Origin of the sequence: Parablautia muri, from assembly GCF_009917485.1 — a bacterium.
Classification (GTDB): domain Bacteria; phylum Bacillota; class Clostridia; order Lachnospirales; family Lachnospiraceae; genus Suilimivivens; species Suilimivivens muri.
The window spans coordinates 1-15,570 of record NZ_QZDT01000068.1 but is presented as its reverse complement, the minus strand read 5'-3'; the positions used below and the strand labels follow the sequence as shown (position 1 = coordinate 15,570).

Below are 15,570 nucleotides of genomic sequence, written 5' to 3'. Positions count from 1 at the left end.
AGAAAAGCGAAAGTCAGCCAATGTTTCATGACGCATTGGTGCCTTTCGCAGAAAGGCGGATTATAAAAATGAAAAATTTGGAGCAATTAGCTGGTCCGCAGAGCGTGACCGCATTTGATTTTGACAATCATGACAGCAGGATTCAATATTATGAATTGATGCTGGAACGGGATTTAACGGAAATCCCGTATTATGGGCTGCCGGAAGGATACCGTTTTGCATTTTACAAATATGGAGATCGGGATTCGTGGATTGGGATTGAGAAATCAGCCAAAGAATTTACCGACTATGAGCAGGGGCTTAAGGCCTGGGAAAAATATTACGCCAAACATGAGGATGAACTTCCAAAGAGAATGGTCTTTCTTGAAAATTCCCAGGGGGAAAAGGTGGCAACGGCAACTGCATTTTATGATGTTTTGGGGAGAGATAAATCAGGGGACGGATGGCTGCATTGGGTTGCCATCCGAAGGCAGGATCAGGGGAAGGGACTATCTAAGCCTTTGATTTCCTATGTACTTTCGCTTCTTAAGGAGCTGGGCTATACCCACGCAAAGATTCCAACCCAGACCACCACATGGGTTGCCTGTAAAATTTATCTGGACTTTGGATTTATGCCCCTTGAGAAAAATGCTATAAACAGCCGTGACGGGTGGAGAATCATAAAGGCTTTGACAAACCACCCGTCACTGGCCGGTTTTGATGCGGCCAAGAGGAATGAAATTTTGAAATGATATTTTCTAAATACGGGCTGTTAAAGGGAAAATGAAATCACACGGAAATCAGGCCTGCACTTCCCGTCCGGTAAAAACGGCCACGGAGCGGGGAGGCATAATAAATTCATGGTCAATGCGCACTTCTTCCCCTTCCGGATAGAAATAGCGGTTTTGCCCATCGCCCCAGGTGTTTACGCTTAAATACCATGCCTGGCGGTGTCCCAGGAAAGGAACTTTGATACATACATTTTCCCAGTAGGTATTGAGCGCCACATAGACAAGGTCGTCTTTTCCGGTTTCCGGATTGTAACCGGCAAAGCTGACGGCTATGGTTTTCGTATCTCTGGGGATATCCGTCTTTTCGGAATTGATATCGTGGGTCCGCAGGGGCTCCATGCCGCAGACAGCATCCGGCAGTTTTTTGCGGATAATAGGATGCTTGTGGCGGTAAGCAATCATAAATTTAAAAAACTCGAATAATTCCCGGTTTTTTTCAAGCAATCCCCAGTCCAGCCAGGAAATTTCGTTGTCCTGGCAGTAAGCGTTGTTGTTGCCATACTGGGTATTGGCAAATTCATCTCCCGCCAAAAACATAGGCGTTCCCCGGCTGCACATTAATATGGCACAGGCGTTGCGCATCATCCGGAACCGGAGGGAAAGCACATCAGGGTCGGTGGAATCCCCTTCATGGCCGCAGTTCCAGCTGCGGTTGTCATCAGAGCCGTCCGTATTGCGCCAACCGTTTGCCTCATTGTGCTTTTCATTGTATGAGTAAAGGTCATAAAGGGTAAAGCCATCATGGCAGGTGAGGAAGTTTACGCAGGAATTATAACCTGCATAATTGCTGTTGTTGTCGGAATAGTGACCGCCATAAATATCGCCGGAACCGGTGATGCTCTGGGCGGCATCCCAGGAATGCCAGTAGTCCCCTTTTAAATAAGCCCGCAGGGAGTCGCGATAGCGGCCGTTCCATTCCGCCCAGCGTTTACTGGCCGGGAAACGTCCTACCTGATAAAGACCGCCTGCATCCCAGGCTTCGGCAATGAGCTTTACATTGCGCAGCACAGGGTCCGTGGCAAGGAGCTCTAAAAGGGGCGGATTGTTTAGGGGGGAACCGTCCTCGTGCCGGCCTAAAATGCTGGCAAGGTCAAACCGGAAACCGTCAATCCGGTAGCTTACGGCCCAATAGCGGAGACATTCCAGAATCAGCAGCCGCACGATAGGGTTATTGCAGTTTAGGGTGTTGCCGCAGCCGCTGAAATTATAGTAATGGCCATCGGGGGTAAGCATATAGTAAACTTTATTGTCAAAGCCTTTGAAACAAAAAGTTGGACCCTGCTCGTTTCCCTCGGCAGTATGATTAAATACTACATCCAAAATAACTTCTATTCCATTGTCGTGAAGGGCTTTGATCAGTTCTTTTAGCTCCCGGCCCTCCTGATTGTATTCTTCACTGGAATTGTAGCGGATATTGGGGGCAAAAAAGCCAACTGTATTGTAGCCCCAATAATCCAGCAGGTTTTTTCCATCCACTTCCCGTGAATTCATGGTCTCGTCAAATTCAAAAATAGGCATAAGTTCCACCGCATTGATGCCAAGTTCCTTGAGATAAGGAATCTTTTCTTTAAGCCCGGCAAAGGTGCCCCGGTGGTTTACGTTGGAGGATGGATGGTAAGTGAAGCCTCTTACATGTAACTCATAAATAATTAAATCGCTCATAGTGCGGGAGGACTGGGGCATAACACCCCAGTCAAAAACATCCCGGACAACCCGGGCATGGTAGCCGTCAATTTTTTTATTGCCCCAGACTCTGTGGCCGGCTACGGACCGGGCATAAGGGTCAAGGAGAATGGCATCAGGGTCAAAAGTAAGCCCGTTTTTGGGGTCATAAGGACCGTCAATCTGATAGGCGTATTCAAATTCCTCGATATCCAGTCCGAATACAATCATGGAATATACATCTCCAATTTTGTAAGCCTCAGGAAAAGGCAGACGTGCATAAGGCTCGGCGGCATTTCTGTGAAAAAGAAGAAGGGTGCAGGAGGTGCCATAATGTGTCTGGACGGTAAAATTTACGCCTACCGGAAGCATCATGGCTCCGAACACATCAAAAAGTCCCGGACGGACGGGAAAACCGTCAATTTCTGCAGTGGGGGTAGCTAACGACTGGTGGAGTTCAGGTACATATGTTTGCGTATAAAGTTTCAAATTCTTTCTCCTATGATATTTGTTTGAGAATGGTTTTAGGTTTCTAAATTGATAGGATGGTTTTTTGTGACAATTCAGCCCAAGACTTTGCATTTACTTCTAAGTCGGTAAGAAAGCATATATTCTGCCTAGAGTGAATCCGGCCCTTCACCGCAGGCGAATTTACAAGAGTCGGTTTCAGTAACAGTTTGCCGAAAGCCGGCCGGTCTGCTACTGCTTTTAGATGGAAATATGTCAACAGTATAGCGGAAAATCTTTTTTAATGCAATGAAAAATGTAAGAAAAAGTTTTGCTGGCGGAAATCTACTGATTCCCAAGGAGGATACGTCAATCATCCTGCCTCAATGATTCCGTCTCTATATTTTGTCCGGCGCATTAAAGAAAGTCGCAGACACAGTAAATATTTATAACTTCTGATGGAGAGAATTCTTCTTCTGCCATTCGTCAGATATGACTTTATTAACGATATAACTCTTGTTGCTATATTATTTACTAGGAGGACTGATTCAGTGGACAAAATGGATGGTTATGAGATTCAAAGGACAATTCTGTTTGAAACGGGATACGGTTTTGCTTTGGGCTGTGAACGGGGAACTTTAGAAAAGTTTGCTGTCTGGAATTTCACGGAAACTGCCTGCGGGCGTGATTGCTACTGGAAAAGCTGTCATGAAAACAGGGACGCTGCGGAAGAAAATTTTCAAAAAAGGGCAGGACGTTGGCGCATGATGTATGGGATGCAGGAAAAGACAAAAGACAGTACGGCTGTATTCTACCGCTATTACGCAACAGAGCGCCCGGTGGACATTGCAACGTTTCCGCAGCCGGAAGAGAACAGCCCCGTTATGCTTGTCAACTATAACGAAGGCAGGCGCCGCCTAGTGGCTGGCGGACGGTTATGCGCATGGAGTGAGATACTCTATCCCCATCCACTGACAAAGGAGCAGATGGAGGACTACGAACTGAAACCTGCTCCGGATAACCTGTAAAAGAACAAAAGGCGGCAGAGCAAGTGTAAAGTCCTGAGCCAAACGAATACCAATATTGCGAAAATCCGGGGTCAGGTTTTCACATTTGCAAAAAAATTGGAAATAGGAACATTCTATGGTAAAATAGACTTATCGTATTTCAGGGGTGAAATAGAAAGATAACTTCACATTCAAATTTATGCCGTATCCCAATTTGTGGGACGGCAGGAACATGGAGGATAAGTCTATGAGGAAAATCTATAAGGGAGCTCTAACGCTGCTGCTGACACTATCATTATTGGCAGGAGTGGCATGGGTTGTTCCAACTTTCGCGAAAGCGGCCAGCCCGGATGAAATGGAAGTGCATTTTATCGATGTGGGAGAAGGGGACGCCACCTTAATAAAATGCGGTGGACAGAGCATGCTGATTGACGCAGGTGATGATTCGAAAGGAACAGCGATTCAAAATTATTTGCAAAAACAGGGAGTCAAAAATCTGGACTACCTGATTCTGACCCACCCGGATGCCGACCATATAGGTGGGGCTCCGGTTATTATTACAAAATTTAATATTGATAAGGTCTTTGTGTCAAATTATGAGAAGGATACGAAGACCTACCAAAAGCTGATACAGGCGCTGGACAATAAACGGTTGAAATATATAACGCCAAAGGTTGGCGATAAGTATTATCTTGGAACGGCATCCATAACCATTGCTGGGCCTAACAAAGAGTATACCGATCCAAATGACGCGTCTATTGCTTTGACCATTCAGAATGGAAAAAATAAATTCCTGTTTACCGGTGATGCGGAAGAAAAAGCCGAACAGGATATTTTAGAAAATAGCATTGATATTTCCGCAGATGTCTATAAGGTGGGGCATCATGGCAGTAAGACCTCATCCTCAGAAGCCTTCTTAAAGGCGGCAGCCCCGTCCTATGCGGTAATTAGCTGCGGGGAAGGAAATTCTTACGGCCATCCCCATGCCCAGACCATGAACAATTTAAGGGCTATGGGCGTACAGGTTTACAGGACAGATGAGCAGGGAAGTATCATAGCAACCAGCGATGGAAACAAGATTTCCTGGAATTGCAGCCCATCGGATACCTGGCTGGCCGGAGAACCTACAGGTACACAGAGCAAAGCATCGGCTGGCAGCCAGGTAAAGGAATCTGCCGGGACAGGGAAAGCAGCTAAGCCGGAGGAAACTGCCGGGACAGTGGACACCTCTAAGATAACGGAATCTACTGGGGCAGTGGATACGCCGTCATCCATATCTTATATTTGTAATACAAACACAGGTAAATTTCATATACCTTCCTGTGCAAGCGTAAGTCAGATGAGTGAAAAGAATAAATTGGCTGTCACGCTGTCGCGGGATGAAGTAATTGCCCAGGGATATGTGCCATGTAAAAAATGCAATCCATAATAAGAGAGCCGTTAACACAGCTAAGGAGATGCGATCATGAAATTGTTATTGGTAGAAGATGACATAGAAATAAGCCGGATGCTGAAGGACTACCTGACAACGGAGAATTATGAAGTGGTCTGTGCTGCCGATGGAGAAGAAGCCTGTGAGAAATTTGCGGCTGATACTTATAGTCTTGTTCTGCTGGACTTGATGATTCCGAAAATCAGCGGGATGGAGGTTATGCAGCATATCCGCCAAAGCAGCACGGTTCCGATTATGATTGTATCTGCAAAAGATACGGATGCGGATAAGACGCTGGGCCTGGGGCTTGGGGCGGATGACTATATTACGAAACCCTTTTCGGTGACGGAGGTATTGGCCCGTATCAAGGCCAATATCCGCAGAAGCATCCAATACTCAAAACCGGATAAGCAGGAGAGCGAAACGTTGGCGGTTGGCGATTTGGTCATGAACCTGACAGACTATACCGTAACAAAAAGGAATGTAAAAGTGGACCTTACGGTAAAGGAGTACGAAATTCTGAAACTGCTTCTTAAAAATCCAAAGAAAGTATACACCAAAGAGCAGATATATTCTCTGATTTGGAATGACGCATATCTGGGAGATGAAAATGCGGTCAATGTCCACATCAGCAGGTTAAGAAACAAAATTGAGGACAGCCCAAGGAGCCCTAAATATGTTATGACCGTTTGGGGTATCGGCTATAAGCTAGGGGACGGGGCGGCAGGAGCAGGGGAATGAAATGAGCGATGGGACTATTATTTTTTTCTTATGTGTCTGCATTGCGGTCTTGGTCTGTATTGCCATCTATCAGCGGTTAGCTTTCCGGTCTGAAATACAGAGAAAATTAAAGGAAATCAGTGAAAAGCTAAAAGAAATCCAGGATACGGAAAGCGATGAGAACGTTATGGTTTTTACAGACAACAGGGTTCTCATGGATTTAGCGGCACAGATTAACCGTACACTGGAAAACCAAAGAAAGACCAAGGCGGATTTCAGACGTTCGGAGCTTTCCTCAAAGAAGATGCTCTCCAACATCTCCCATGATATAAAAACACCTATGACGGTTATTTTAGGCTATCTGGAGATTATGCGGTTAAGCGGGGCAGAAGAAAAAGAAATGCTTCTAAAGGTGGAACACAAGGCCCAGAGAGTCATGGAATTGATGAACCAGTTTTTTACCCTGGCGAAGCTGGAGGCCGGGGATACGGATATTGAAATTTCAAAGATAGATATCTGTGAGGCCTTAAGGGAAAATGTGCTGGACTTTTACGATATGCTGACGCAGAAGGAATTTCAGGTGGAGATTGAAATTCCGGAAGAAGCGGTCTTTGTCTGGGGAAACGAAGATGCCCTGCAGAGGATTTTATTCAATCTTATTTCAAACGTTATACGGTATGGCGTTGATGGAAAATATATGGGGGTTTCTTTAAGGACAGAGGATAAATATGTTTATATTGATGTGGCAGATAAGGGAAAGGGAATAGATAAGGCGTTTGCAAGGAATGTATTTGAGCGGTTGTTTACCATGGAGGATTCCAGAAACCGGCAGATACAGGGAAACGGTCTGGGACTTACCATTGCCCAAAATCTGGCGCATCAGCTGGGCGGGGAGCTTACCTTAGAGAGCGAGCCCAATGTAAAAACCGTTTTTACGGTGAAACTGCAGAAATTTGTTTATTAAGATTTACGGAGAAATCCGTAAAAAGCAGGGAAACTTTATTTGCTATACGCATATGCCGGACGAAAAAAGGATAGATGCATATGAAAAAGCAGAAGTATAATGGCAGAGAAAAAAAGAAAACAAAATAAGAACAAATACAAAACAAAACAGTGGACGCCACGCTTTGCGGAGTGTAAGCGTTTGTTTGACAGTAGGAGGGAATCGTAAATGGGAAAGGATTTAAGAATAAACAGACCGTATAGCTGGGAGATGTAGTACAGCTTTTAGAACGTTGCTTTGAACCGGTACGGCTATTATGAGCTGCGCAGAAAAATACGCTGGAGGAAAGAAGAATTTTGAAGATGAATATTTCCAAAATTATTCCGGAGCAACCTATATGAAGGAGTATTCAGAGGACGAGCTTGCATTTACTATGAATAAAATCAAAGAGCGGCTTATGTGATCGAACAGAATCTGTCAAAACAGGAAAATTTGAAAGAAGGGAAATACTCCCTGTTGGATATCGGATGTGGAGAAGGGTTCTTACTTTAGTATTTTCATGACAAGGGGGTCAAGGTAAAAGGCGTTGACATTGGTTCCTACGCACTTGAACATTTTCAACCCCAAATGTGTCCTTATCTGGAGCAGGGGGACATGGAGACGATTATCCCTGAGATGAAAAAGCGGGGAGAATGTTTTGACGTTGTCAATATGGACCGGATTCTGGACATGGTGCTGGATGCAGAGCAATGTGTTGAAATGATAAAAGGACTGATGACTGAGAAATCCATTCTCGTTATCAAAGTAGCCAACAATTATTCTTATCTGCAGCAGATGTTATTAAGGAGCGGGGAACGAAAGGAAGAATACTGGTTAGACGACCCGGACCATACAGGATATTTCAACAGGGAAGGATTGATCAGCCTTTTGGAGGCAGGGGGATTTGAATGCATGGACTTTTACGGGGATACTTTCGTGGATTTTCATCTTCTGAATCCGATTACAAACTATTATGAAAGGCCTGAGAAAGGGAAATTTGCACATGGGACAACGGTAAGGCTGGAAAACCTGATGCATGAAATCTCCATGGAGTGGACGGTGGAAATTTACCGGATGCTGGGGGATGTGGGATTTGGAAAAGAGATTGTGGGAGTTTTCCGGAAAAGAGCAGAGTGAGCGCATTTGCAAAAAATATGAGTAGGAAAGGAAAAGCCCGGAAGTAAATTGCCAAAGGCTATATTTGTGGCAGTATGGCAGCAAAGCTTGCGATACGTGATTTGGAATGCTACTAAGCAGGGACATGGGATTAACGTTGCAGGAAGTAATGATGAAAAAGCGGAGCAAATATTTTAAATTGGTATATTGGGCATTTGCATGTGTACTGATCGTAACAGGCTGTTCAAATAAACACAGTGCAGAACAGAAGATTTTTACGGAGGAGGAAAAAGAAGAAAGGGAAGAAGAAAAAACGGCAGAACCGGAAAATGAATCAGGCAATGTTTCCATGGAGGCAGATACAGTTGATTTTGCGCAAGGTTTGGCAATAGAACCGGAGATGATTGATGCGGACTGGTCAAATTATTTCAATGGGTTAAATGGAGCGGCGGTTATATACGATGTATCTGACAGACGGTATGTTATTTATAATAGTGAGCTTGCATTGACCAGAAGCTCACCTTGTTCTACATTTAAAATTATTTCTTCCCTGATTGCACTGGAAAATGGAATCATTACGCCAAAGGATTCCACACGGATATGGAGCGGTGAAGTATTTTGGAATGAAGACTGGAATAAAGATATTGATTTTAGCGAAGCGTTTCGTACTTCCTGCGTATGGTATTACAGACAGGTCATAGATGATATTGGGAAAGATATCATGAAAAAAGAACTGGATAAACTTCAGTATGGTAATTGCGACATTTCCGATTGGGAGGGGCAGCTAAATACAAACAATAACAATCGGGCTTTAACCGGTTTTTGGATTGAGTCGTCTTTAATGATTTCCCCCAAAGAACAGGTGGAGGTAATGGAACGTATCTTTGGTGCTGACTCGGATTATTCAGAAGAAACGCAATATGAACTGAAGCAGGTTATGCTTGTGCCAAAGCAGGAGAGTGCAGATATTTCCATATACGGTAAAACAGGAATGGGCAAAACGGATGGCATTGTTGTTGATGCATGGTTTACCGGATTTGCAGAAAGTGAGGAAGGGAATATATATTTTTGTGTGCATCTTGGAAGAACAGACGGCATGGATGTATCCAGCTTACGGGCAAAGGAAATCGCAGTTCAAATTGTGTCAGATTATTATGGTTCTTAAGGATATGTCATCCATTTGAACGCGCACGAAAAATTTTTCCATCTACCGTGCAGCCACAGCTTTTGGGCTACTGCTTTGTGTATTTTCGAATTCAAATTCCGAACTCAAATTTGTGAGGTACATTTACAGAAAATAATTTTTATACTAAGTATACATATAACTTTTAGGTAATAACTGATGAACGAATCGAGACTTCTGAGGAAGCCTCGATTTTTGTTACAATAAGCTGGCTCACAAAGCGTGGCAGCGCTTGTTAACATAAAGTCGGTTCATAAAGCGCAGGAACTGGCAGCATGGGGGATTTATATGAAAAAAGCAATGATTCTTGCGGTATTTTTTTGCCTGGCAGTATGCTTTGCCGGATGCGGTGCAGGTAAAGAGCCCGCAGATGGTTCTAATATGGAAACCGGCCAGAAGGCGGAAACAGGATTTTTTATGATATTTATATGGAAGAAGAAAAAGCAGCCGAACCGGCAAAAAGGGATACAGGATTATTTTTCTTTAAGGGGAATCCGGGAGAAAAATTTGCAATATGTAATGCAGGTGGCGGTTTTGCCTACGTGGGAGCTATGCAGGACAGCTTTCCTCATGCGCTGGAATTGTCAAAGATGGGATATAACGCCTTTGCACTGATATACCGTCCCGGCACACAGACCGCTTGTGAGGACCTGGCAAGAGCAATCGGTTTTATTTTTGAAAATGCCCAGGAACTGGAAGTGGATACCGAATGCTATTCTCTGTGGGGCGGTTCGGCAGGAGGGAGGATGGCAGCTTACCTTGGCGCTTATGGGACGGCAGTCTTTGAAGGCGGTGATATGCCAAAACCGGGAGCGGTTGTAATGCAGTACACAGGACATAGCGAATACAGCGAGAATGACCCGCCGACTTATGCATGTGTCGGAACCGATGACGGTATTGCAAACTGGCGCGCGATGCAGGCACGGCTTGAGGCAATGAGTAAGCTTGGTATCCCCACGGAATTTCATGCGTATGAAGGACTCCGTCATAGCTTTGGTTTGGGAATCGGAACAGTAGCGGAGGGATGGCTGGAAGATGCCGTTGCATTTTGGGAAATGCAGACAGGGAATTAAAATAGGATTATCGTTTGGATTATAAAAGGTAGGCGGAGCATGAAAAAACATTTCTTTCATTTGAACAATCCAAAGCAAAGATAACGAAAGAAACGTAAAAAAAATTTATGCATATAATTTATTATACCTATCAGAAATCTCTATATGATAAGTGTATTGTCATACGGTACCAAATAGGAATGAGGTGATTTTATTTGAATAATTTTAATATGAATTGGATGTTTAATCCGCCGAATCTGTTTGGCATGGGAAGGAATTATAATAGAAACAATCAACAAAATAATCATCAAAGCACAGCTCGGACTTCGCCTGATGATGTATCCGGGGCAAATACGGCCGTATCAGCTCCTTCTGAGCATGCAGATACGACAGAATCAGGCAAATATGATACTTCTGTTTGCCGCTTACCCAGTTGTGCAGATGAAATTGTAAATTCCGGACCAGTTTGCAGTTCTGACGAAAATTTGGAGCCTGATTTGCCATATGCCTCTGGGGAAAACGGAGAAGCGTTCCCGTCTTGCTGTTCCGGTGAGTGTGCAAATCCTGGTTTGCCATTCTGTCCTGGCGAATGCGGAAAACCAGGCCCCCAGGGTCCAAGAGGAGAGCCCGGCCCGCCCGGATGTCCTGGTGAGAGGGGAGAGCCCGGTCCCCAGGGTCCAAGAGGAGAGCCCGGCCCGCCCGGATGTCCTGGTGAGAGGGGAGAGCCCGGTCCCCAGGGTCCAAGAGGAGAGCCCGGCCCGCCCGGATGCCCCGGTGAGAGGGGAGAGACTGGTACCCAGGGAGTCACAGGACCACAAGGGCCGCAGGGCGTGGCGGGACCGCAGGGACTGAGAGGAGATACGGGTGCACGTGGCCCGGCGGGACCTGCAGGTTATCCGCAGAATAGTATATTTGCATCATTTTCGGGCCAGGAGCTTATTTTGCCGGAAAACACCAGTCTTCCGCTTAAAATAGATATACCGGATATAACCGAAAATATTTCTCTTTGCGATGACAATTCTGTCTCGCTTACCCCCGGATGCTATGCTGTCTATTACTATATATCCACGATAGTGAAACGACATGGATCAATAAAACTTACACCCATATTGAATGGCTGCGCGCATATGACATACAGCGCGTATGCAGAGTCAGTAAAACGAAAGGAAATGCTTGTGGTATCAAGATATTTTGTGGTTGAAATACCGTGCGAATCCACGCTGTTTTTTGCGTGGGATTCTTCAGCAGGACCTTGCGAAATCAATATGAACTTGAGTATAGAAAAATTTGGAAGACAATAATTCAAAGAAAAAGGAGAGCAATATGCCGACAATAAGTCTTTGTGTGATTGTTAAAAATGAGGAGGGGCAAATTGCACGCTGCCTTGAAAGCGTGAGAGAACTTGTAGAGGAAATCATTGTTGTAGATACTGGTTCGGCAGACCAGACGATAGAAATAGTGTCTCAATATACATCAAAGGTATATTCATATCCGTGGAAAGATGATTTTTCCGATGCCAGAAACTATTCTTTTTCCAAGGCATCTATGGATTATTGTATGTGGATGGATGCTGATGATATTCTGGAAGAAACGGAAAAGGATAAATTTTTGCAATTGAAGCAGACTCTGTCACCGGATGTGGATATTGTAATGATGAAATATAATACTTCTTTTGATGAAACCGGAAAACCTTCTTTTTCCTATTTCAGGGAAAGATGGATTAAAAACTGCCCCAAATACCAATGGATTGGTGCGGTGCATGAAGTAATTCCCCCAAGCGGCAACGTAATTTATTCTGATATTGCAGTTAGTCACAAAAAAATAAAAGTAAACGATCCTGACCGGAACCTGAATATATACCGTAAAGTGTTAGCGGAGGGGAAACTTTTAGATCCGCGGCAGCAGTATTATTTTGGGAGGGAGTTATATTATCATAAACAATATGAGGAGGCTGTCTCCGTGTTGGAGGAATTTTTGAGTTTGGAGGAGGGCTGGATTGAAAACAAGATAGAAGCATGTGCAATCTGCGCCAAATGCTATTATGGTCTGGGGCGTGAACAATGTGCGCTAAATACCCTTTTGCGGAGCATGAGCTTTGATTTACCAAGAGCTGAGTTGTGCTGCGATATCGGAAAATATTTTTTGGACCATGGAGATTTTCACATTGCTACTTATTGGTACAAAACTGCGCTGAGCAGACCCAAAAATGAATATGCAGGAGGGTTTGTGCTGCCGGACTGTTACGATTATGTTCCTCTTTTACAGTTATGTGTTTGTTATGATAAAATGGGAGACCGGAAAAAGGCAAAGGAATACAATGAGAGAGCAGGGGCCTTAAAGCCTTATTCCAAATCATATCTTTATAATAAGCAGTATTTCGACAGTCTGGAGATTTCGTAGAGCGTGTTTTGACACGCTCTATTTTTTACAATAAGTGTCTTACGAAGCATGACAGTGCTTGTTTTATAAGTAGGCCTGTGAAATGTCATAGCGTTTATTTCTATAAGGAAAGTTTACAGCATGTGCTACCCGCTGTTTCTACAATATGGAACAAATATTTTAGGTAAGCATAGAATATTTGTAGAAAAAGATACTTTTTTAGTGTATTTTCAGATATTTAGAAAGGATATGGTATTTATGGATTATAACAATTCGTGTAACAAATGTCAGAATCAATGTAATCCGCCCTGTTGTGAACGCGGGCCAGCGGGACCTAAGGGCGATCAGGGGCCCATGGGGCCTCAGGGCGTCAAAGGAGATATGGGTTGTCCCGGACCGAAAGGCGACAGAGGCGATCAAGGACCTATGGGACCACAGGGTATTCCCGGCGTTCCCGGGGCGAGAGGGCCCAGGGGTAATACAGGGCCGGTAGGACCAACCGGGAATACAGGGCCAAGAGGCTATGCCGGGCCAAGAGGTTATGCAGGACCACAGGGGATTCAGGGTATCCAGGGTGTCCGTGGTGATATTGGACCGAAAGGGGATCCGGGTTGTGAAGGCCCTAAGGGAGATGTAGGGCCTCAAGGGCCGGCGGGACCTATAGGACCGGCAGGACCTGCGGGACCACAGGGAGATGTAGGACCTGCGGGACCCAGAGGTATTCCGGGGCCAACCGGAGCAACCGGCCCGACAGGTCCAATGGGACCACAGGGCGTAACCGGGCCACAAGGTATCCAGGGGGTAGTCGGGCCAATTGGAATCCAGGGACCAAAGGGATGTCCGGGAGATGAGGGCCCTACGGGAGCAACCGGCCCTACGGGAGCCGATGGAGCTACGGGGGCAACTGGTTCTGCGGGAACCGATGGAGCTACGGGAGCGACCGGTCCCACGGGAGCCGATGGAGCTACGGGAGCGACCGGTCCCACGGGAGCCAACGGAGCTACAGGAGTAACCGGAGCTACGGGGGCGACTGGCCCTACGGGAGCGACCGGTCCCACGGGAGCCGATGGAGCAACCGGAGCCGATGGAGCTGCAGGAGCGACCGGAGCCACGGGAGCCAATGGAGCTACAGGAGCAACCGGCCCCACGGGAGCCGATGGAGCAACCGGAGCAACTGGTCCTACGGGAGCGACTGGTCCCACAGGAGCTGATGGAGCTACAGGAGCGACCGGAGCCACGGGAGCCGATGGAGCAACCGGAGCAACCGGCCCCACGGGAGCCGATGGAGCAACCGGAGCGACTGGTCCCACAGGAGCAACTGGCCCTACGGGAGCCACAGGAGCAACCGGAGTCACAGGAGCAACTGGTGTGGCGGGCACAGGGGCGATGATTCCGTTTGCCTCAGGGCTGCCGGTTTCTCTTACAACAATCGCCGGAGGACTTGCGGGACTTCCTGCTTTTGTTGGCTTTGGAAACAGTGCCCAAGGGCTTACGCTTCTGGGTTCATCAATTGATATTACCAATGCCAGCGGAACACTTTCAAACTTTGCATTTCAGGTTTCGCGTGACGGTATTATAACCTCGTTCAGTGCATTCTTTAGTACGACAGTGGCGCTTTCCTTAATAGGTTCCACCCTTACAATAAGGGCCCAGATTTATCAGTCAGCAACACCGAATAATGTATTTTCCCCGATTGCCGGAACGCTGATAAACCTGACCCCGGCACTTGGCGGAGCAATATCTATTGGCACGCTGCTAAACGGTTCGCTGGCAGGACTTAATATTCCGGTAACGGCTCAAACCCGGCTGATGCTGGTATTTTCAGCAACGGCAAGTGGGTTGTCCTTACTCAACACAATTGTAGGATATGCAAGCGCCGGGCTGAGCATTAATTAAAAAGCATTTTTATAAAAATTAATTCCCGCGGGCAACGAGCTAAGTGGATGCTTAAAGCCACCATTGGTTGGCTTAGACATTTGGCGGCTGCCGCGAGGTCAATACCCCGCAGCTTAGCTGCGCTGCAAGCTGGATGCCATGCCAGCTTGCAGCGGGGTTGTTAACTAAAAATATGGCGCTTTGTTCTCTAAAAGATGATAGATGGTGTCCGTATAGTTCTTAGCAGCTGCAGGCAGTGAGGGGAAAATACGAAGAATTTCCTTTTGGAGCCATGGACTTTTTGTGGCTTCTGTTGTTGTAAAGTAATGATTGTATGGAAAGTAAGTGTATTGGTATTGCCGTCCACCTTGTTTGACCCAAAATTAATCTGATTGATTATCGCAGGATTAACATACTTATGTTTCTTTCAGTTGAGAAGAATAAAAGAACTTGGAATGCTGTCTGAAACTTTCACACAAGATTTAACACTGACCAAGATCAAAAACACAAATCCAAGTTGAAAAGACTAATGGCTCAGTTCTGCTATGATATCTGTGGCCTTCCACAGTGACTGTGCCCATTCCTGCTCTATAAAAAGGAATCGGTATTATATTTGAAAAGCAGCCTGCCAATTACGGAAATCAATTTGCCAGCACACAGTATCCTCGAAGTAACTTTTCACGGGTCAGGAATGCGCATTTACTGCGCATTCCGTGAGAACATGATTTAGGTGTGAGGGGCGATTTTTGCGAAGTAAAACTTGGAATATCGCCCCGAATGTTACTATGAGCGGCTCCCAGGCCGTGAATCAATGCCATTAAGTTAAGCAGGGCTTGTCAGAGGACTCCTGCCATAAATCAGCTATGTGTTGGGATGACATGGGAATTATACCAGTTGTTAGAAGTTCTATAGGCGGATATTTTGTATCATGGGAAGTTTTTGGGT

The 15,570-nt window shown here is 45.7% G+C and carries 14 protein-coding genes; 13 read left to right on the top strand and 1 reads right to left on the bottom strand.

What is annotated here, in order from left to right; translation table 11 throughout:
* On the top strand, positions 1-731 hold a 731-nt coding region (locus D5281_RS21900), incomplete at its 5' end, for a GNAT family N-acetyltransferase (protein ID WP_277935537.1).
* 48 nt (positions 732-779) lie between these two features.
* Here the strand turns inward: D5281_RS21900 and D5281_RS21895 are convergent.
* Complete coding sequence (locus D5281_RS21895; RefSeq protein WP_277935536.1) at positions 780-2,921, bottom strand: glycogen debranching protein; 2,142 nt, start codon at positions 2,919-2,921, stop codon at positions 780-782.
* A gap of 518 nt (positions 2,922-3,439) precedes the next feature.
* Between D5281_RS21895 and D5281_RS21890 the strand changes: the two genes are divergently transcribed.
* From D5281_RS21890 to D5281_RS21840, 12 genes are all read left to right on the top strand, one after another.
* Positions 3,440-3,907: a defense against restriction DarA-related protein gene (locus D5281_RS21890; RefSeq protein ID WP_277935538.1), complete on the top strand. Its 468-nt coding sequence runs from the start codon at positions 3,440-3,442 to the stop codon at positions 3,905-3,907.
* A 226-nt stretch (positions 3,908-4,133) separates the two neighbouring features.
* Positions 4,134-5,315, top strand: a complete 1,182-nt coding sequence (locus D5281_RS21885) for a ComEC/Rec2 family competence protein (RefSeq protein ID WP_160562104.1) — start codon at positions 4,134-4,136, stop codon at positions 5,313-5,315.
* 36 nt (positions 5,316-5,351) lie between these two features.
* The gene (locus D5281_RS21880) at positions 5,352-6,059 is read left to right on the top strand and encodes a response regulator transcription factor (protein ID WP_160562103.1); all 708 of its coding nucleotides are present in this window, start codon (positions 5,352-5,354) and stop codon (positions 6,057-6,059) included.
* 1 nt (position 6,060) lies between these two features.
* On the top strand, positions 6,061-7,002 hold the full coding sequence (locus D5281_RS21875) for a sensor histidine kinase (protein WP_160562102.1): 942 nt from the start codon (positions 6,061-6,063) through the stop codon (positions 7,000-7,002).
* Between the two features lie 295 nt (positions 7,003-7,297).
* Positions 7,298-7,444, top strand: a complete 147-nt coding sequence (locus tag D5281_RS21870) for a hypothetical protein (protein WP_160562101.1) — start codon at positions 7,298-7,300, stop codon at positions 7,442-7,444.
* Between the two features lie 191 nt (positions 7,445-7,635).
* Complete coding sequence (locus D5281_RS21865) at positions 7,636-8,157, top strand: hypothetical protein (RefSeq protein WP_160562100.1); 522 nt, start codon at positions 7,636-7,638, stop codon at positions 8,155-8,157.
* Between the two features lie 124 nt (positions 8,158-8,281).
* Positions 8,282-9,301: a penicillin-binding transpeptidase domain-containing protein gene (locus D5281_RS21860; protein ID WP_277935535.1), complete on the top strand. Its 1,020-nt coding sequence runs from the start codon at positions 8,282-8,284 to the stop codon at positions 9,299-9,301.
* Positions 9,302-9,607: 306 nt separating this feature from the next.
* Positions 9,608-9,934, top strand: a complete 327-nt coding sequence (locus D5281_RS26740; protein WP_330585234.1) for a hypothetical protein — start codon at positions 9,608-9,610, stop codon at positions 9,932-9,934.
* Entirely contained in the window at positions 9,871-10,392 is a 522-nt protein-coding gene (locus tag D5281_RS21855; RefSeq protein ID WP_330585233.1) for an alpha/beta hydrolase, read from the top strand. Before D5281_RS26740 ends, D5281_RS21855 begins: the two co-directional genes overlap by 64 nt.
* Before the next feature lie 194 nt (positions 10,393-10,586).
* Positions 10,587-11,672 (top strand): collagen-like protein, encoded by a 1,086-nt coding sequence (locus D5281_RS21850; protein WP_277935534.1) that lies wholly within the window; start codon positions 10,587-10,589, stop codon positions 11,670-11,672.
* A gap of 22 nt (positions 11,673-11,694) precedes the next feature.
* Positions 11,695-12,771, top strand: a complete 1,077-nt coding sequence (locus D5281_RS21845) for a tetratricopeptide repeat-containing glycosyltransferase family 2 protein (RefSeq protein ID WP_160562099.1) — start codon at positions 11,695-11,697, stop codon at positions 12,769-12,771.
* A gap of 360 nt (positions 12,772-13,131) precedes the next feature.
* Entirely contained in the window at positions 13,132-14,646 is a 1,515-nt protein-coding gene (locus D5281_RS21840; protein ID WP_277935533.1) for an exosporium glycoprotein BclB-related protein, read from the top strand.
* The last annotated feature ends 924 nt before the right edge of the window (positions 14,647-15,570 follow it).

Excerpts from the sequence above, each read along its gene's own strand:
- D5281_RS21890 (WP_277935538.1), top strand. The coding sequence starts at position 3,440 with ATGGATGGTTATGAGATTCAAAGGACAATTCTGTTTGAAACGGGATAC.
- D5281_RS21885 (WP_160562104.1), top strand. The coding sequence starts at position 4,134 with ATGAGGAAAATCTATAAGGGAGCTCTAACGCTGCTGCTGACACTATCA.
- D5281_RS21880 (WP_160562103.1), top strand. The coding sequence starts at position 5,352 with ATGAAATTGTTATTGGTAGAAGATGACATAGAAATAAGCCGGATGCTG.
- D5281_RS21875 (WP_160562102.1), top strand. The coding sequence starts at position 6,061 with ATGAGCGATGGGACTATTATTTTTTTCTTATGTGTCTGCATTGCGGTC.
- D5281_RS21870 (WP_160562101.1), top strand. The coding sequence starts at position 7,298 with ATGAGCTGCGCAGAAAAATACGCTGGAGGAAAGAAGAATTTTGAAGAT.
- D5281_RS21865 (WP_160562100.1), top strand. The coding sequence starts at position 7,636 with ATGGAGACGATTATCCCTGAGATGAAAAAGCGGGGAGAATGTTTTGAC.
- D5281_RS21860 (WP_277935535.1), top strand. The coding sequence starts at position 8,282 with ATGGGATTAACGTTGCAGGAAGTAATGATGAAAAAGCGGAGCAAATAT.
- D5281_RS26740 (WP_330585234.1), top strand. The coding sequence starts at position 9,608 with ATGAAAAAAGCAATGATTCTTGCGGTATTTTTTTGCCTGGCAGTATGC.
- D5281_RS21855 (WP_330585233.1), top strand. The coding sequence starts at position 9,871 with ATGCAGGACAGCTTTCCTCATGCGCTGGAATTGTCAAAGATGGGATAT.
- D5281_RS21845 (WP_160562099.1), top strand. The coding sequence starts at position 11,695 with ATGCCGACAATAAGTCTTTGTGTGATTGTTAAAAATGAGGAGGGGCAA.
- D5281_RS21840 (WP_277935533.1), top strand. The coding sequence starts at position 13,132 with ATGGGTTGTCCCGGACCGAAAGGCGACAGAGGCGATCAAGGACCTATG.